We start from the raw sequence: 17,042 nt of genomic DNA on the forward strand, positions 1-17,042 counted from the left end.
ACGGGCCCCGACCAACACTGGTCGGGGCCCGTTTTATTTAAGTATCATCTGTTTACTATATTCACATCATTATGTTATTGCCGGTAGTTGGTGAGAAACGTAATTTTGAATCGGTTCAGGAATTTATTGTATCCGAAACCAAGCCCGATAGTTCGTTGCCTATTCTGGACACAAACAGGGAAACAACTGGGGACAGATACTCATCTGCCTTGTATCCGGACGACAATCAGGCTACCCAGGTAACTGTTTCGCACTTTTTCTTTTCTGCTTATGCACACCCGCATCTGCCTGCTAAGCCTGCTGCTGCCGGAACTTGTAAGCTGCACGCATCTGCCCGAGTCTACTATTGCACGCTACGAGTATCCGGAGGCTGGACCTATGCGGCGAAGCATGGTGGCAGATTCGTTCCGGCCGCTACCAGTCGCTCCTATTGCTCTCCGGCCCGACACATTCCGCAAAGCAGCGGCCGTTAATCTGCACTCCCCTCAGACCAGTTGGCCCTCTCTGGCCCGTCCTCGTCACTAACGTTCTTCTTTATTCTTTCTTCGGCTCCGCTGGGGGCGAACGGTGGCCCTGGTACCGCCGAGGAAACAAAAAGCCCCGGGGCGTTGCGCCGGGGCTTTTTCTATACCTAAATATCCGAGACTTTTCTGAGCTTAGAAGAACAGGAAATGCTTTTTCTTCTTGTGGCTCAATGGCTTGCCTTTGGGGTCCACAAAACCAGCCGCCCGCGTCTGGCCCCGTTTCTGTCGGGCCGTGCCGATGCGATTATCCTTGAACTTGCGGACCGCGAAACCACCGGCGCCCTTTTCAAACTGCCGGGCCGGACCGGCCGAACGACCAAAACTGGTGTTCGCCGTACCCATTCCGGAACGCGCTTCCAGCACTTCCATCTGCTGGTCGCGCTTTACCTCGTCGGGGTTCATGCTCATGCGGCGCTGCATGCGGGTGATATCCGTAGCTGAGGCTTTCCGGTTTTTGCGCAGGCCTTCCGCGTTGGCCCGCTCCGTCTGTACGGGGCTGGTGGCGCGGGCGGTAGCCGTGTTCTGGGCGTGGGCAACAGGGGCCAGCAGCAGGCCAGCGGCGGTAACCACCAAAGCAGAAAGCAACTTCTTCATATCAGGAAAAAAGGCAAAAACCGGGAGCCGCTCCCTCCTACGTACTATCCAACGCGGCGGCTGTTTGGTGGGGTGAACGAGTGACTGTTAAAGGTAGTTCAAATCCGGCTAAAACTTGTAAGTCAGCCCGATACCCAGGGTTTCCTTGAACTGAATGCGACGGCCCCGGTCGTCGGGAATTCCATCTTCATTGCGGTCCAACGGAACCAGAATGTCATCGTCGTACACCAGTAACGTGGTAACGCTGGCACTCACGAATCTATTCACTTTGAAATCAATCAGGTTCTCCCAGTTCACATCAATATTCTGGGGGTTGTGAAAGTAGTTGCTGAACAGTTCCAGCCGGGTGGTGTAGGTGATGTTGGGCCCGAGTACATGGCGGTAGCGGGCATTGAGGTAGGCCCCCATTTCCTCCCGCAGCCGTTCCCCGGTGCCCGGCAGCAGCACACCATCGGCCCCGAGCCGGGCTCCGCGCACCCCGAAGGAACCGGCGTCGGCCAGGCCCTGATCGGCTACCACAGTAAACTTACCGGTTGCGGGAGACAGCAGCAGCGAGAAATCGGTGTTGGGTCGGTATTCGACGCCCAACGAAGCCAGAATGTAGGCCGGCGCAAAGAACTTCGACAGCAGCGAGTCGGGCTTGTCGAAGGAATTGGTGGGCGTGAGCTGGGTTTTGAGGTTCACCTGGGCTGCGTATGAAAGCGTGGTGGTAAACTGCCGGGCGTAGCGGCCATTGAGCTCCAGCCGGTCGTCGTTCTTGCGCAGGCGGCTTTTGCCCGCCTTAAGCAGGCCATATACGAAGTTGCCGGCCAGATCAAACGTATGCTCGGGGCCCCGGTAGTGCAAAAACGTGTTGCCCGAGGCCAGCAACGACAACGAGCTTTGGCCGCCGGGTGCCCAGTTGCGCAGGCTCACCTGACTGAAGTTGAGCGTGCCCGCGCCCCCGCGCCGCCAGCCGCGCACGGTATCTACCTCAGCCGATATTTTGTAGGCCGGTAACGGGGCCGGCGCGCGATTGGGCACGTCGGTCTGGGCCTGAGCGGATGTAAACGGCAGGGCCAGCAGCAGCGCGCTGAGGCGGGACAGAGGGGAAGAAAGCATGGGCAGAGAGAGTTACATAGCAAGGCCGGCTCCCATCCAGCGCGCTGAACAAAAGCCGGCCAAAATTACGCGGGCGGCAACTACGCGCGGTTGCGCAGCGCGTCGCGGATTTCCATAAGCAGCGCCTGATCTTTGGTTGGACCGGGCTCGGTCACGACGACTTCCTGGGGCTTTTTGAAGCGGTTGGCCAGCTTCACAATCCAGAAAATAGCAAAGGCCATCAGCAGGAAGGTAATTACGGCATTCAGGAATAAGCCGTAATTAATGGTGGCGGCTTTGGCATCCTGGGCAGCTTTTAAGGAGTTATACGTATTACCATCGAGGGCCAAATACCATTCCTTGAAGTCCAGGCCACCGGTCAGCAGCGTGAGCACCGGCATCAGGATATCATCCGTGAGCGACGTCACAATTTTACCAAAGGCTCCGCCGATGATAACACCCACTGCCAGATCGAGCACGTTGCCCTTGGAGATAAACTCTTTGAATTCGGAGACAAAGCCCATGTTTTGGAAGTATTTGGAAGTGAGACAGTAAGAGACAGACGGGTAAATATAGAAATTTCCGCATCTGGTGCCAGTGTTTTGCTAACCGTAGCAAAAGTGCGGTTCCCGGCCGGTGACTACTCCCGGTTTTCGCTTAACCGGCCCCGTTGCCCGTTAAATTGCGGCCGGATCCACCGGAGCGCATGGGCCGGCCCCGGGTGCCAATTCATTCTATCTTTGCCGCCATTACTTGCCCACGCCACCTCTCCCAACCATGACGTCCTTCACCAACCTACTCTATCAGCCGGAGCCCGAAACCGGCATTCTGGTTCTCACCGTCAACCGCCCCGACAAGCTCAACGCCCTAAACGCGGCTACGATTGAGGAAATCCGGGCCGCCGTGCAACTGGGCCTCGACGATGCCACCGTACGCGGCATGATCCTGACGGGCAGCGGCGAGAAGTCGTTTGTGGCCGGGGCCGATATTGCCGAGCTGACGAAGCTGGACGACGTATCGGGCCGGCGGGCTGCCTTGCAGGGCCAGGAGGCGTTCCGGCTGATTGAGCGCAGCCCCAAGCCGATACTAGCGGCCGTGAATGGCTTCGCGCTGGGCGGGGGTTGCGAGCTGGCTATGGCCTGCCACATGCGCATTGCCGCCGAAAATGCCCGCTTCGGCCAGCCCGAGGTGAACCTGGGCCTGGTACCCGGCTACGGCGGCACCCAGCGCCTCACCCAGCTCATCGGCAAAGGCAAAGCCATTGAGCTGCTGCTGACTGCCGATATGATCAAGGCCGACGAAGCGTTGCGCCTGGGTCTCGTGAACCATGTTGTGCCTCAGGCCGAGCTGCTCACTTTTACGCGTCAGTTGCTGCTGCGCATCCTCACTAAAGCCCCCATTGCCGTGGGCCTGTGCCTGGATGCCGTGGACGCCTACTTTGATAAAGACCGGAACGGCTACCAGGCCGAGGCCGACGCCTTCGCCCGCTGCTTTGCCTCCGAGGACTTTACGGAAGGCACCACCGCTTTCCTGGAAAAGCGCCCGGCTACGTTCCAGGGAAAGTAAAAGGGAAAGGATAAAAAGTCAAAGCGTTCCATTCAGCCCGACTTTGAGCGGCTGACCAGGGGCGCTTTTTCTTTTCTGCCTGCCTTTGCTCACTCTCTTTTACTTTTTACCTCTTTCTACATGAGTATTGCCAAACGGCTGGCTTCACAAACGGCTATTTATGGCGTGAGCAGCATTGTGGGCCGGGTGCTGAATACGCTGCTGGTACCGGTGTACACGGGCCGGTTTGCGGCGGCCGAGTACGGCATTGTGACGGGGCTGTACGCCTACGTGTCGTTTCTGAACGTGCTGTTCACCTACGGCATGGAGACTACCTTTTTCCGCTTCGCCAACCGTCCCGATACCGACCGCAGAGAGCTGTACGACCGGGTAATGACGCTGCTGCTCATCTCCAGCGTGCTGCTTACTTTGGGGCTGATGCTGCTGGCCCGGCCCCTGATGAGTTTGCTGAGTTTGCCCCCCGGCCACGAGCGGTATGCCGTCTGGATTGCGGCCATTCTGGGGCTGGATGCGCTGGCCGCCATTCCGTTTGCCCGGCTGCGGCTGGAAAACAAAGCCCGCAAGTTTGCCACTATCCGGTTGGCCAATATCCTGTTGAATGTAGGGCTGAACCTGTTTTTCATCGTCCTCTGCCCCGATGTACTAGCCGGCAAATACCTGTCTGCGCTGCGGCCGTTGGCAGAAACGATGTACGACCCCACCGTGGGCGTGGGCTACGTGTTCCTGTCGAATCTGGCGGCCTCGGCCTTTACGCTGCTGCTGCTGGGCCGGGAACTGCTGGACATCCGCTTCCGCCTGAGCCTAGAGCCGCTGCGGCCCCTGCTGAAATATGCCTACCCCATCATGCTCATGGGCCTGGCCGGCATGGTAAACGAAACGCTGGACCGGATTCTGCTGCCCCGCTGGCTACCCGAAGGGTTCTACCCCGGCCAGAGCAATCTGGCGGCGGTGGGCGTATACGGCGCGTGTTACAAAATCAGCATTCTGATGAGCCTCGTGATTCAGGCCTTTAAGTACGCTGCCGAACCGTTCTTCTTCGCCCAGAGCACCGACAAAAATTCGCCCCGCACATTCGCCTTGGTCCTCAAGTGGTTCACGCTGTGCTGCGCTATGCTGTTCGTGAGTGTGAGCGTGAATGTGGAGCTGGTGGCGCAGGTATTTCTGCGGCGGCCCGAGTATCTGCAGGGCTTGAGCGTGGTGCCGGTGCTGCTGCTGGCCAACCTGTTTCTGGGCGTGTACTGGAACCTCTCGGTGTGGTTTAAGCTCACCGACAAAACTTATTACGGCACCTACCTAGGCTTTGCCGGCGCAGTACTAACCGTGGCCCTCAACTTCCTGCTGATTCCGGTGCTGGGCTATATGGGCTCGGCAATTGCCACCCTAGCCTGCTACTTTATGATGGCGGCCCTGTGCTGGTGGCTGGGCGAACGGCACTACCCGGTTCCTTACCCGGTGGTGCGGCTGCTGCTATGGCTGGCCGTGGCCGTGGGCACCGTAGCCCTAAGCTGGTGGGTGCCCGTAGCCGAAGGCTGGCTTCGTTACGGTTTCCATGCCCTACTCACGCTGGGCTTTGTGGGCCTGGTAGCCGCCGTGGAAGGCCGCCGTCTGCGCTCTATCTGATTTGCGCTACTTGCGGGTTAAACCGCAAAATTCAGCTAGCTTGAGCCGTTTTTAGGGCAGTTTGCTCAGCGGAATCATCCATTTTTTCCTCGTCAAACCGCAAATTCATCTGTTGCCGAAAGCGCAACTTTTTACCTTTGCCAGCGGCAACTGCCTGTGGCCCTTTCTCTCATGCTGATTCCCATCATCAACCACTCCCGGCATCCGCTGCCGGAATACCAGACGGCCCACGCGGCCGGAATGGACGTACGCGCCAACCTCCCCGAGCCGGTTACGTTGAAGCCTCTGCAACGCGCCCTCATTCCCACGGGCCTGTTTCTGGAAATTCCAGTCGGTTACGAAATGCAGGTACGGCCCCGTAGCGGCCTGGCCTACAAGCACGGTATCGGCCTCGTCAACAGCCCCGGCACCATCGATGCCGATTACCGGGGGGAGTTGAAGGTGCTACTCGTGAATCTCTCGGATCAGGAGTTTGTGGTACAGGATGGGGAGCGAATTGCGCAGCTGGTGGTAGCCCGCCACGAAACCGTTGCCTGGCAGCCCGTCGAAGCCCTCTCCGACACCCAGCGCGGCACCGGTGGCTACGGTAGCACTGGCACCGTTTGAAGTATGAATGGTGAATTTGGCACTGCTTTCGGCAGTTGTTCTGCTCACTTGCTGATTCACAATTCATAATTCTTACTTTTTAACTCCGAACTCTTACTTCCTAATTCCTTCCTCACATGAAGATTATCGTTCCGATGGCCGGCATGGGTAAGCGCATGCGCCCCCACACGCTCACCGTTCCCAAGCCCCTTATTCCTATTGCTGGTAAGCCCATTGTACGCCGCTTGGTAGAGGATATTGCCAAAGTATGCGGCGAGCCGGTGGAGGAAGTGGCCTTCATCATCGGGCGTTTCGGCAGTGAAGTAGAGAAAAGCCTCATTGCCATTGCCGAGTCGGTGGGCGCCAAAGGCACCATTCACTACCAGGACGAGCCGCTGGGTACGGCCCACGCCATTTTGTGCGCGCAGTCGGCCCTGGATGGTCCGGTTGTCGTGGCCTTTGCTGATACTCTGTTCAAAGCTGATTTCATCCTGGATTCCTCGGCCGAGGGCACCATCTGGGTGCAGCGCGTGGACGACCCCAAGCCCTTCGGCGTGGTGAAGCTCAACGAGCAGGGCCAGATTACCGACTTCGTAGAGAAGCCCCAGGAGTTTGTGTCGGACCTGGCCATTATTGGCATCTACTACTTCAAAGACGGCGAGTACCTGCGGAGCGAGTTGCAGTACCTGCTCGATAACGACATTAAGGACAAAGGAGAGTACCAGCTCACCAATGCCCTCGAAAACATGAAGAACAAGGGCACTAGCTTCGTGCCCGGCCGCGTAACCGAGTGGCTCGACTGCGGCAACAAGGATGCCACCGTCTTCACCAACCAACGCTACCTGGAGTACCTGCATGAGCGCGGCGAAACCTTAGTGGCCGAATCCGCCAAAGTCACGAATTCCGTACTCATTCCGCCGGTGTACATCGGGGAAGGCGTTATCATTACCGATTCGGTGGTGGGGCCGCACGTTTCCTTGGGCGACCATACCAACGTACGCCATTCCGTCGTTTCCAACTCCATCGTGCAGCAGTCGGCCTCGGTGGCCTACGCCAACATCAGCAACTCGATGGTCGGCAGCCACGCCACCGTAACCAGCCAACCCAATGATTTGAGCGTGGGCGACTACAACACGCTGCGCGTGTGATATTTTTGCGTCGCCTGACGTTTCAGTAGCGCGGACCTTAACCGGATTCCGGCGTGTTGGGGGTTAGGTTTCCTGGTTTCCCATCCGCGGGCCGCAAGGTCCGCGCTATTGTTTTCAATGCGTCGATTACGTGCGTTTTTCCTTTTGTTGCTGGGCCTGCTGCTGGCCGGGCCCGGGTATGCCCAGCAACCGGCCCAGCCCGCCACGGAAACGCCCAAACCAGTCAAGGCGGCCAAGCCGCGCAAGCTCACCCGTAAGGAGCGTAAGGAGCTGGCCCGCCGCACCGCCGTGGACGCCGCCGCCCGGCAGCGGCCCAACCTTTCGGAAAAAGACCGGGAGCTGAGCGAGTCGTATTTCGTGGATGGCGTGCGGTTTCTGCTGCTGGAAGACTACAATAAAGCCCTGGAGCGGTTGCTCAAGGCCTATGCCCTCAACCCCACCAACGCGGCCGTCAACTACAAGATTGCCGAAACCAACCTGCTGAGCGGCAACCTCAAAGATGCTACCAATTTCGGGCAGGTAGCCGTGAAGCTCGACCCGCAGAACGCCTACTACTATCTGCTGCTGGCTCAGATTTACGCCTCGCAGAAGCAGTACGACGAGGCGGCTCAGGTGTACACCACCCTCATCAAGGCCGTTCCGAACTCCAACTACTACCTCTTCAACCTGGCTGATCTGTACATGGCCCAGGGCAAGCTGAACGAAGCACTGGCGGCATTTGAGCAGGCGGAGCAAAAGTTCGGACCGCTGGATGAGGTGTCGTTCAAGAAACAACAGATTTACCTCAAGCAGAACAACCTGGATAAGGCCCTGCAGGAAGGCGAAGCCCTGATAACTGCCAACCCCGATGAAGTGCGCTACGTGCTGGCCCAGGCGCAGCTCTACGCTACCAACAACCGCCTGCCCGATGCCATCCGGGTAGCGGAGAAAGCCCTCAAGCAGGACCCCGATAACCCGCGCGCCCGCATGATTCTGGCCGACGTGTACCGGCAGCAAAGCAACGCCCCGGAATCGGAGCGGCAGCTGAAGCTGGCGTTTGAGAGCACCACGCTGGATATTGACAACAAAGTCCGTATTCTGGTCGACTACATCAAGCAGCTGCCCAACCCCGCCCTTAACCAAACAGCGCAGGACCTGGCCGCCATTACCACCCGCGTGCACCCGAAAGAAGCCAAGGCTTTTTCCATTGCCGGCGACATTCAGACGGTGACCGGCAACCGCGCGGCGGCCCGCACCAACTACCTGCAGGCCATTCGGCTCGACAACTCGCGCTACCAGATCTGGCAGCAGGTGGTGCTCATTGATGCCGAGTTGAATCAGGTAGATTCACTGCTGACACATACCGGGCAGGCTTTGGAACTGTTTCCGAACCAGGCCCCCCTGTGGTTTTATAATGGCTTGGGCTACCAGCTCAAAAAGCAGCCGACCAAGGCCATCAAGGCGCTGGAATACGGCCGCAAACTCGCCACCGACAACCCGGAATTACTGGCGCAGTTTGATACCCAACTGGGTGATACCTACCATGAGCTGAAGGACTTTGCCAAGTCCGACGCGGCATACGAAGCGGCCCTGACGTTTGATGCCAACAATGCCCAGGCCCTCAACAACTACAGCTATTACCTTTCTTTGCGCGGCGAAAAGCTCGACAAAGCCCGCGAAATGGCTGGCAAGCTGGTAAAGCAGAACCCGGATAACGACACCTACCTCGACACGTACGGCTGGGTGCTGTACCGGCTGAAGGATTACGCCGGGGCTCGTCAGCAGTTCGAAAAAGCTCTCAAAACCACCACCGATGCCACCGTGGTGGAACACTACGGCGACGTGCTGTTCCAGATGGGCGAAGCGGATAAAGCCTTGACCGAATGGCAGCGTGCCAAAAAGTTGGGTGGGGCATCCTCGCTCATTGACCGCAAGATCAAAGACAAAAAACTATATGAGTAACCGCCTTGTGCTGGTGCTGCTGAGCGCCGTAATGCTGCTGGGCAGCTGTACCCGCCAACTGCTCCCCGGTCGCAAGCCCGCCGCCTCCGTGCCCATGCCCGAGGCCGTGCGCGCCGCCAACGTGGATTTCCGCTTTCTAGCCGCGAAAGGCAAAGCCCAATTCGGCGACCAGAGCGGCAACATCAACGTGCGCATCCGCAAGGACAGCGTTATCTGGATTTCGGCTTCTCTTATCGGAATTGAGGGCGGGCGGATTTATATCACCCGCGACTCGGTACAGGTGCTGGATAAGTTGCATCGGGAATACTACGCCGGCGACTTCGCCTACCTGAGCCAGCGGCTGAACGTGCCCGTGAACTTCGATATGCTGCAGGCGTTGCTGCTAGGCAACTATTTGCCGCCGCTGAGTGCCGCCACCCAGCCTACCGTAACAACCGAAGGCCCCACGCAGCGCGTGAATTATGAACAGGCCGGCCTGTTGGTGCAGCAGCTCGTGAACCTGGAAGGCGGCCGAATTCAACAGCTGCAGGTGCAGGCCCCAACCAACCAGAATCAGCTGACGGTGGACTACTCCGATTTCCGGGCGCTGGAGCGCAACCCGCAACAATTTGCCTATAACACCCAGGTGCAGGTGAAAGAGGGTACTGCGCCAGCAACTACGGTTACGCTCACCTACCGGTCAGTAGATGTGGATAAAGAGCGGCTCCAATTCCCCTTCTCGGTTCCGAAAGGCTATGCGCGCAAAAAGTAAAAGCTGGCTGCTGTGGTTGCTGCTATTGCTGGCCGCCGCCGAACCGGCTTGGTCGCAGCGCGGCAGCACGCGCAAAACCAAGGCCCAGCTGGAACGGGAGCGGCAGACAACGTTGCGCCGCATCAAAGAAACCAGCCGCATCCTGGCCCAGACGCAGCAGCAGAAACAAGCCTCCGTAGGCCAGCTGAACGCCCTTAAGGAGAAGCTGACGGTGCAGCAAAGCGTCATTAAGGATATCAGTAGTGAGTTGCGCTACATCGAAACCGACGTGCGGCAAACCGAAACCCAGGTCCAGAAAACGCGCCAGAACCTGGAGCAGCTGAAAGCCGAGTACGCCCGCCTGATTTATGCCGGCTCCAAAACGGCCAACGGCTACAACCGGCTTATGTTTCTGTTTGCCTCCGCATCCTTCAACCAGTTCATGCTGCGCCTGCGCTACATCCGCCAGTACACGGAAGTACGCCAAGCCCAGGCTGCCCAGATTACCCACACCCAGCAACGCCTGAGTACGCAGCTGGTCGGCCTGAAGGAAAAACAGGAAGAAAAAGGCAGCTTGCTCAACAACCAGATTTCAGAGAAGAAAACCCTGCTCACCCTCAAAACCCAGCAGGATCAGGTAGTTACCAAGCTTACCCAGCAGGAAGAAGGCTTGCGTAAAGAACTGGCAGCCAAGCAGCAGGCTATTGGCCGCCTCGATAACCTGATTGCGCTACGCGTGCGTGAGGAAATTGCGCGGGCAGCCCGCGCCGCCGCCCGCCGAGCAGCAGCCGCAGCAGCGGCGCGGACTACGGCCGCTGCTCCTGGCCGCAGTCCGGCCGCTACCTCGCGCACGCCTGGCACGGCCGCGGCCGAAGCAGCAGCGGAAGCCGCCGCCGAGCGAGTAGACCGGGTAACTCTGACGCCTGAAACGGCCGAACTGGCGGCTTCCTTCAATGAGAACCGAGGCAGTTTGCCCTGGCCGGTAGGTAAAGGCTTCATTAGCCAACGCTTCGGCCGGCACAACCACCCAGTACTGAAGAATGTGGTGGTAGAAAACCGGGGCGTGGATATTCAGACGAGTGCCGGCGAGCCGGTACGGGCCGTTTTCAGTGGCAAGGTGCTCACGGTGGCCAGCGTGCCCGGTATGAACACCATCGTGATGGTGCAGCACGGCGACTACTTCACGGTATATGCCAAGTTGCGCAGCGTAAGCGTGAGCGAAGGCCAGACCGTGCAGGCGCGCCAGACCATCGGTACGGTTTCCACGGATGCAGAGGGCACTTCAGAGGTGCAGTTTCAGGTTTGGCACAACAGCTCTAACCTGAATCCCGAGAATTGGCTTGGCCGCAAGTAAGGGCGGGAGGTTCGTTCTTATGGAACGGTTTCAGAGCATAAAAAAAACACCGCGCAGTGCGCGGTGTCTTTCTGAGCTATGAAAACAAACTTAGCTACCAGAATCCCTCCCCCAAAGCAGCAGACTACCTAAGGCAGGTGCCAACAGTGGAGTCAATCCCCGATAACCATTCGAAATATACGGGAGGGCCTAGTATTTAGGCCGGCAAATTCGCCGAATAGCTTTTTTCCCTCGGTGAAGCACAAAAATTCAGATGCAGCCTTTTCTTACGGTCTTTTAGATGAGATTCAGCCGGCTCAGCAGGGCCGACTTGTAAGAGTTGCCAATAGGCACTGGAAGCAGGCTGGTGGCCAGCTCGGCACTACGCCCGGCCTCCACAATTACCGCGTCGCTTTCGATGGCAATAATTCGGTCGAGGCGCACAATGTATTTGCGGTGTACCCGGGCAAATTCCCGGGCCGGCAACTTGGCCTCCAGTTCTTTCATGGTGCTGTATACCGTGTACCGCTCCCGACCCGAGTAAATGTTCACGTAGTCGCCTAAGGCTTCCACATACCGGATATCCGTTGTTTTCACCCGCACCAGTTTATGGTCCTGCTTGATGAAAATTTCGTTCTGGCCACCGTTCAAATACAGCGACTCGGCAGCGTCATTGGCCATGCGTAATAATCCTTCCAACTTCGTTTTTTCTTCTTCTAGCTGAATGCGTGCCCGGCGCAACTCCAGATGCGCTACTACTTCCCGGCCCAGAATGCGCAATGCTTCCCGTTGTGCCGCGCTTAGCTGGCGGGGGACTACATCAATAGCGCAGATGGTACCCACAGCCTGCCCTTCGGCGGTAATGAGCGGGTAGCCGGCATAGAAGCGAATTTTAGGGTCGCCCGTCACCATGGCGTGCTCCCGGAACAGCGGGTCAACGGAGGCATCCTCTACCTCATATAATTCGTTTGACTGAATCGTGTACTGGCAGAAGGTCAGGTCGCGGGGGGCACTATAAATGCCCGGCAAGCCCACCTTCGCCTTCAGCCACTGCCGTTGCTCATCGATAAGGGAAACGAACGAAATAGGCGTATCGCAGATAAATGCCGCCAGCCGGACCAGGTCATCAAACACCGATTCGGGTGGCGTGTCCAGAATTTGATAGGCATGTAATACTTCCAAGCGTTTTGCCTCATCCGCACGCGCTGATGAGGCTTTGGTCTTTCGCACGGGAGCAGACTGTTTGGTGGCCATTGGGTACAAGCAAAGAAGGTGGTAGCACCTAGTAGATATAAGCAGTAAATTTTCCCAAAATAGCTTATAAGCCCGCACACTCAGCTGGCCAAAACGTTGAATACGGGCAATTACCCGCTTAATGAAATCCTTTTCTGGCTAGTGCGGGCCGCAGTGGCCACGCCCCGGCTACCAAGTCGTAAACTGCGTGACGCAGCCGGCCGGAACTACGCAACAGGAACTGATTTTGAAATTATGCGGTACCTTTATCAATCCTGAAGCGTACAAGGCTGCGTATACGTAGCTTTGCCACCCCAATAACCTGACCTGTTGGTCTTCCCCATATGAACTTTGCCACACTCCTGCTAGGAATCGGTAACTTCGGAGGCACCGAGCTTCTGCTTATCGGTCTTGCTATTATCCTGTTGTTTGGTGCCAAGCGCATTCCGGAACTGTTCCGGGGCATGGGCCAGGGCATCCGGGAATTCAAGGATGCTTCTAAGGAAGAGAAGCCGGAATTCCGGGACCGTCCCGTGAACCCGAATGACCCGACTGCTCCCCGTCTGTAACGCTCTGTAGCCATGAATACTCCTTTTTTCCTCTTTCTGGGTGACTTGGGTGGTGGTGAGCTAATGCTCATCATGGTCGTGATTCTGATATTCTTCGGAGCCAATAAGATTCCGGAGCTGGCACGCGGCCTGGGCAAAGGCATCCGGGAGTTTAAGGATGCCTCGCGCGAGATTCGCAGCGAAATTGAGAATACCGGCCAGCCCCAGCAGCCGTACCAGCAGCAGTTTAACCAGCAGCCGTACCAGCAACCTGCCTATCAGCCCCCGGTGGCCGACGTTCCGGTTACCGATGTTCCGGTAACCGCGCCGATAGCTCCGCCCATGGATGGTGGCATTACGCCTCCTGTAAAACCGGCTGCTGAAGAGCGCCCCCGCCTCGATCAACTGACCTAACCCTTTTCGTCTTGAGACGCTTCAACTCCCTCACGGAAGTTCGCCACGAGCTGACGGCAGGCACTACGTCCTGCCGTCAGCTCGTGGAGTATTATCTGGATAATATCCGCCGCAAAGAACATCTGAACGCCTTTCTGGAAGTCTGGCCCGAGGAGGCCCGGGCCCAGGCCGAGGCCGTAGACGCCAAACTGGCGGCCGGTACCGCTGGCAAGCTGGCCGGTATGGTAATCGGCCTCAAGGATGTGTTGGCATACGAAGGCCACGCCCTGCAAAGCAGCAGCCACATCCTGGACGGGTTCAAATCGTTGTTTACTGGTACGGCCGTGCAGCGCTTACTGGATGAGGATGCCATTGTTATCGGGCGCCAGAACTGCGACGAATTTGCTATGGGAGCGTCCAATGAGACATCCTACTTCGGCCCGGCCCGCAACGAAATTGATACTGACCGTGTGCCTGGTGGCTCGTCAGGCGGCTCAGCAGTAGCTGTGCAGGCTGATATGTGTCTGGCATCTATCGGCTCCGATACGGGTGGCTCGGTGCGGCAACCAGCGGCTTTCTGTGGTATTGTAGGGTTCAAGCCTACGTATTCGCGCATTTCCCGCTATGGGCTCATTGCCTACGCTTCGTCCTTCGACCAGATTGGGACGCTGACCCGCTCGGTGGAAGACGCGGCTTTGCTGTTGGAAGTAATGGCCGGGGCTGACTCATTTGACAGCACCGTGAGCCAGCGCGAAGTTCCGGTGTACAGCCAGCAACTGACGCCTGCCCCGCATTACCGTGTGGGGTACATTAAGGACTGCCTAGAGCGGCCGGGCCTGGACCCTGAAATTAAGGCCGCCACGGAACAGGCGCTGGAGCAGCTGCGTGGCCAAGGCCATGTGGTGGAGGCCGTGGATTTCCCGTACCTCGACTTCATTGTGCCGACGTACTACATTCTGACTACCGCCGAAGCCAGCTCCAACCTGAGCCGCTACGACGGGGTGAAGTTCGGCTACCGCGCCCCTGATGCGACTGACCTGGAGTCGCTTTACAAGAAGACGCGCGCGCAGGGTTTCGGCCCGGAAGTACAGCGCCGGATTCTGCTGGGCACGTTTGTGTTGAGCGCCAGCTACTACGATGCGTACTATACCAAAGCTCAGCGCGTGCGTCGCCTCATTAAGGAGAAAACCGACGAGTTGCTGCGCGAATATGATTTCCTGGTACTACCCACCACGCCTACTACGGCCTTCCGTATCGGCGACGTGAATAAGGACACGTTGGCTATGTACTTGGCCGATATTTTCACAGTGCAGGCTTCATTGGCCGGCGTACCCGCCATTTCGGTGCCCAACGGCACCGATTCGCAGGGGCTCCCCATTGGATTGCAGATTCTGAGTGGCGCGTTCCGGGAGGAGCATCTGCTGGCATTTGCCGGCTCGATTACCACAACGCTGACGCCGGAATTGGCCTAGCCGCTCAACGTAATATTCCAACCAAGTGCAGGGAGGAGGCCGGGTAAACTCATCGGTAGTTACCCTGGCCTCCTCCCTTTGGCTGAGCCGATGTTCCATCTAATCGGCTCAGCCCTGGATTCTTCCGGATTCTGCACTATTTTTGAAACTACGCTGGGTTGAGGCTCAGCGTTTTGTATCTCTGGCTGCTCTGCCCCAGGTTCTTATGTAAGCTGATGAAGAAGTTGTTGCTGCGTGCTGCTGTTCCCGTTTTGCTGGCCACGGCCCTGGCCCGTCCTATGGCAGGCCAGGTGCGGCCCGAGTTACCGGCTACGGTCCAGCCTGGCGCTACCGATGACTCTCTGCACGTCAACCTGGAGTTGTTGCCTGATTCACTGGTCGTAGCTCCCATCGATTCTTCCCGGCTGGTATGGTTGCGGACTCCTCCAGAACTGCGCGACTTGGTTGGTGACCGAATCGGGTGCCTGGAAACCAACGTACCGCACGTCTTCAACAACCACGTCCTGGCCTTCGTGCGCCTGTTTACGGAAAGGCAGCGGGGCTACACGCAGCGCGTACTGGAGCGCGAAAACCTGTACTTTCCGCTGTTTGAGAAGTACCTCGCCAAGTATAACCTACCCACCGACCTCAAGTACCTAGCCGTAGTGGAGTCTGCCCTGATTCCCACGGCTAAGTCGCGGGTGGGTGCTACGGGCCTCTGGCAGTTCATGGGGCCTACTGCCAACGACCTGCGCCTGCGTCGCGACGATTGGGTGGATGAGCGCATGGACCCCGAAAAGGCCACGGAAGCCGCCTGTAAGCACTTGCGCTACCTTTACGGGGTATTTCACGACTGGGAAATGGTGCTGGCAGCCTATAACTGGGGCGCGGGCAATATGCAGAAGGTAGTGCGGCGCACCGGCAAGAAAACCTACTGGGAAGTGCATCCCAATCTGCCAGCCGAAACCCGCAACTACGTACCTACTTTCACGGCCATCATGTACGCCATGAAGTACGCCAAAGAGCACCAGCTGCACGATCCTGCACTGAATTACCAGTACGCCGAGCCAATGGATACGCTCCAGCTCGGGGGCCGTGCCTTCGACTTCAAACGGCTGGCCCGCGCCTGCGGCTACTCCGATTCGTTGGCTCTGCTACGCATGAACCCGGAGCTACGCAAACCCTGGCTGCCAACAGGCTACCGCTCTTACACCGTTCAGTTTCCGGCGGCAGCCCGGCCAATGCTGACCGTAGTTGACCGCGAAACGCTGTTCGATTACTGTCGCCCCCCTGCTGAATTGCCGGCTCCGCTTCCGCTCCGCTCAGTGCTACTAGCCGGCGTGGAGCCTTTCCCAACCCGCCGCCTGGCAGAAGGCGCGGCCCATCCGGCTACCCGCGAAGCGCCTCGCTTCCGGCGGGTGCGCCACACGGTAAAGCGCGGCGAAACGGTGGCTTCTGTGGCGGAACGGTATGACGTAAGCCCCGCCCAAGTACGCCGCTGGAATGAGCTGGGCAAGAGCTCGTCCCTGGGCTCCCGCCGTCAGCTGATCGTCTTTCTGCCTTTACCTCCCGCAACCCCGCCGCCAGCCAGTACCGAGCTTGCGGCAGCAGCCCCGAACCGGCGGATAGCACCCGCTACGGTACGTCCGGCAGCAGCAAAGACAGCTCCCGAAGCAGAAGATAGCGCCGATGCACCGCGTGCCGTTACTGCTGCCGCATCGGTTCAGCGCCCGGTTCGCACTCGTACAGTTGCACAGCAAGTGTCGGTTCCATCGGTAGCAGAGGCCGATGACAGCGTACCCGCTACGTATGTGGTCCGGCAGGGTGATTTTCTGGAGAAAGTGGCCCGTACCCACGGTCTGACTATTGCGCAACTCAAGGCCTGGAACCGCTTGAAGGGCGAAACGCTGGTTCCGGGCCAGAAGCTCAACCTGAAAGCCACCACCGAAACCATTGCTGACCTGACAGCTGCTACGCGTGAAGTAGCCGCTACTGCGCCGGCCGCCCCAAAAGCACGGCCGGCGTTGCTAGTGCCCCCGCTGCCGGAAGTACATCTGGTGGAGCCGGGCGATACGCTGTACAATATTTCCCGCCGTTACCAGGGCCTCACCGTAGAAAAGCTGCGCGAGCTGAACCACTTGCAGTCGGACGAGGTGAAGCCCGGCCAGAAGTTGATTGTGCGGAGCTGAATTTCACCTGTTTCTCCAGCTGCTAATCTGCCAGTACAAGCGCCCCGGGTCCGTATGGTTCTGGGGCGCTTTTTCTATCCGGGCGGCGGGACGTACCTTTGACGCGG

General features: G+C 58.2%; 15 protein-coding genes. 11 read left to right on the forward strand and 4 right to left on the reverse strand.

The window, feature by feature from the left end:
- Positions 1 to 656: 656 nt before the first annotated feature.
- The 3 genes from EI293_RS03165 to mscL all read right to left on the reverse strand — a co-directional run bounded on the left by EI293_RS03165 (position 657) and on the right by mscL (position 2,722).
- A complete protein-coding gene (locus EI293_RS03165) occupies positions 657 to 1,118 on the reverse strand; it encodes a hypothetical protein (protein WP_125435605.1) in 462 nt (153 codons plus the stop codon).
- Positions 1,119 to 1,226: 108 nt separating this feature from the next.
- Positions 1,227 to 2,219 (reverse strand): DUF3078 domain-containing protein, encoded by a 993-nt coding sequence (locus EI293_RS03170; RefSeq protein ID WP_125435607.1) that lies wholly within the window; start codon positions 2,217 to 2,219, stop codon positions 1,227 to 1,229.
- Between the two features lie 80 nt (positions 2,220 to 2,299).
- Entirely contained in the window at positions 2,300 to 2,722 is a 423-nt protein-coding gene (mscL, locus tag EI293_RS03175) for a large conductance mechanosensitive channel protein MscL (protein ID WP_125435609.1), read from the reverse strand.
- Between the two features lie 253 nt (positions 2,723 to 2,975).
- Between mscL and EI293_RS03180 the strand changes: the two genes are divergently transcribed.
- The 7 genes from EI293_RS03180 (at position 2,976) to EI293_RS03210 (ending at position 11,142) form a co-directional block, all read left to right on the forward strand.
- Positions 2,976 to 3,764: an enoyl-CoA hydratase-related protein gene (locus EI293_RS03180; RefSeq protein WP_125435611.1), complete on the forward strand. Its 789-nt coding sequence runs from the start codon at positions 2,976 to 2,978 to the stop codon at positions 3,762 to 3,764.
- A gap of 120 nt (positions 3,765 to 3,884) precedes the next feature.
- The gene (locus tag EI293_RS03185; protein ID WP_125435613.1) at positions 3,885 to 5,384 is read left to right on the forward strand and encodes an oligosaccharide flippase family protein; all 1,500 of its coding nucleotides are present in this window, start codon (positions 3,885 to 3,887) and stop codon (positions 5,382 to 5,384) included.
- 171 nt (positions 5,385 to 5,555) lie between these two features.
- Positions 5,556 to 5,990: a dUTP diphosphatase gene (dut, locus tag EI293_RS03190; protein WP_125435615.1), complete on the forward strand. Its 435-nt coding sequence runs from the start codon at positions 5,556 to 5,558 to the stop codon at positions 5,988 to 5,990.
- A gap of 116 nt (positions 5,991 to 6,106) precedes the next feature.
- Positions 6,107 to 7,117 (forward strand): sugar phosphate nucleotidyltransferase, encoded by a 1,011-nt coding sequence (locus EI293_RS03195; protein ID WP_125435617.1) that lies wholly within the window; start codon positions 6,107 to 6,109, stop codon positions 7,115 to 7,117.
- A 117-nt stretch (positions 7,118 to 7,234) separates the two neighbouring features.
- Complete coding sequence (locus tag EI293_RS03200) at positions 7,235 to 9,058, forward strand: tetratricopeptide repeat protein (RefSeq protein ID WP_125435619.1); 1,824 nt, start codon at positions 7,235 to 7,237, stop codon at positions 9,056 to 9,058.
- The gene (locus EI293_RS03205; protein WP_125435621.1) at positions 9,051 to 9,809 is read left to right on the forward strand and encodes a DUF4292 domain-containing protein; all 759 of its coding nucleotides are present in this window, start codon (positions 9,051 to 9,053) and stop codon (positions 9,807 to 9,809) included. Before EI293_RS03200 ends, EI293_RS03205 begins: the two co-directional genes overlap by 8 nt.
- Entirely contained in the window at positions 9,793 to 11,142 is a 1,350-nt protein-coding gene (locus tag EI293_RS03210; protein WP_125435623.1) for a murein hydrolase activator EnvC family protein, read from the forward strand. Before EI293_RS03205 ends, EI293_RS03210 begins: the two co-directional genes overlap by 17 nt.
- A gap of 276 nt (positions 11,143 to 11,418) precedes the next feature.
- Here EI293_RS03210 and EI293_RS03215 read toward each other — a convergent pair whose 3' ends face one another.
- Positions 11,419 to 12,303, reverse strand: a complete 885-nt coding sequence (locus tag EI293_RS03215; RefSeq protein ID WP_170170219.1) for a GAF domain-containing DNA-binding protein — start codon at positions 12,301 to 12,303, stop codon at positions 11,419 to 11,421.
- 395 nt (positions 12,304 to 12,698) lie between these two features.
- Between EI293_RS03215 and EI293_RS03220 the strand changes: the two genes are divergently transcribed.
- The 4 genes from EI293_RS03220 (at position 12,699) to EI293_RS03235 (ending at position 16,935) form a co-directional block, all read left to right on the forward strand.
- Positions 12,699 to 12,923 (forward strand): Sec-independent protein translocase subunit TatA/TatB, encoded by a 225-nt coding sequence (locus tag EI293_RS03220; protein WP_125435627.1) that lies wholly within the window; start codon positions 12,699 to 12,701, stop codon positions 12,921 to 12,923.
- Positions 12,924 to 12,935: 12 nt separating this feature from the next.
- Positions 12,936 to 13,316 (forward strand): Sec-independent protein translocase subunit TatA/TatB, encoded by a 381-nt coding sequence (locus tag EI293_RS22550; RefSeq protein WP_125435629.1) that lies wholly within the window; start codon positions 12,936 to 12,938, stop codon positions 13,314 to 13,316.
- Between the two features lie 11 nt (positions 13,317 to 13,327).
- On the forward strand, positions 13,328 to 14,767 hold the full coding sequence (gatA, locus tag EI293_RS03230) for an Asp-tRNA(Asn)/Glu-tRNA(Gln) amidotransferase subunit GatA (RefSeq protein WP_125435631.1): 1,440 nt from the start codon (positions 13,328 to 13,330) through the stop codon (positions 14,765 to 14,767).
- Between the two features lie 215 nt (positions 14,768 to 14,982).
- Entirely contained in the window at positions 14,983 to 16,935 is a 1,953-nt protein-coding gene (locus EI293_RS03235) for a LysM peptidoglycan-binding domain-containing protein (RefSeq protein ID WP_125435633.1), read from the forward strand.
- Positions 16,936 to 17,042 lie beyond the last annotated feature (107 nt).

Origin of the sequence: Hymenobacter perfusus, assembly GCF_003944765.1 — a bacterium.
Lineage (GTDB): Bacteria > Bacteroidota > Bacteroidia > Cytophagales > Hymenobacteraceae > Hymenobacter > Hymenobacter perfusus.

Bases quoted from the DNA above. Each gene is read 5' to 3' on its own strand.
- EI293_RS03165 (WP_125435605.1), bottom strand. From the start codon at position 1,118: ATGAAGAAGTTGCTTTCTGCTTTGGTGGTTACCGCCGCTGGCCTGCTG.
- EI293_RS03170 (WP_125435607.1), bottom strand. From the start codon at position 2,219: ATGCTTTCTTCCCCTCTGTCCCGCCTCAGCGCGCTGCTGCTGGCCCTG.
- mscL (WP_125435609.1), bottom strand. From the start codon at position 2,722: ATGGGCTTTGTCTCCGAATTCAAAGAGTTTATCTCCAAGGGCAACGTG.
- EI293_RS03180 (WP_125435611.1), top strand. From the start codon at position 2,976: ATGACGTCCTTCACCAACCTACTCTATCAGCCGGAGCCCGAAACCGGC.
- EI293_RS03185 (WP_125435613.1), top strand. From the start codon at position 3,885: ATGAGTATTGCCAAACGGCTGGCTTCACAAACGGCTATTTATGGCGTG.
- dut (WP_125435615.1), top strand. From the start codon at position 5,556: ATGCTGATTCCCATCATCAACCACTCCCGGCATCCGCTGCCGGAATAC.
- EI293_RS03195 (WP_125435617.1), top strand. From the start codon at position 6,107: ATGAAGATTATCGTTCCGATGGCCGGCATGGGTAAGCGCATGCGCCCC.
- EI293_RS03200 (WP_125435619.1), top strand. From the start codon at position 7,235: ATGCGTCGATTACGTGCGTTTTTCCTTTTGTTGCTGGGCCTGCTGCTG.
- EI293_RS03205 (WP_125435621.1), top strand. From the start codon at position 9,051: ATGAGTAACCGCCTTGTGCTGGTGCTGCTGAGCGCCGTAATGCTGCTG.
- EI293_RS03210 (WP_125435623.1), top strand. From the start codon at position 9,793: ATGCGCGCAAAAAGTAAAAGCTGGCTGCTGTGGTTGCTGCTATTGCTG.
- EI293_RS03220 (WP_125435627.1), top strand. From the start codon at position 12,699: ATGAACTTTGCCACACTCCTGCTAGGAATCGGTAACTTCGGAGGCACC.
- EI293_RS22550 (WP_125435629.1), top strand. From the start codon at position 12,936: ATGAATACTCCTTTTTTCCTCTTTCTGGGTGACTTGGGTGGTGGTGAG.
- EI293_RS03235 (WP_125435633.1), top strand. From the start codon at position 14,983: ATGAAGAAGTTGTTGCTGCGTGCTGCTGTTCCCGTTTTGCTGGCCACG.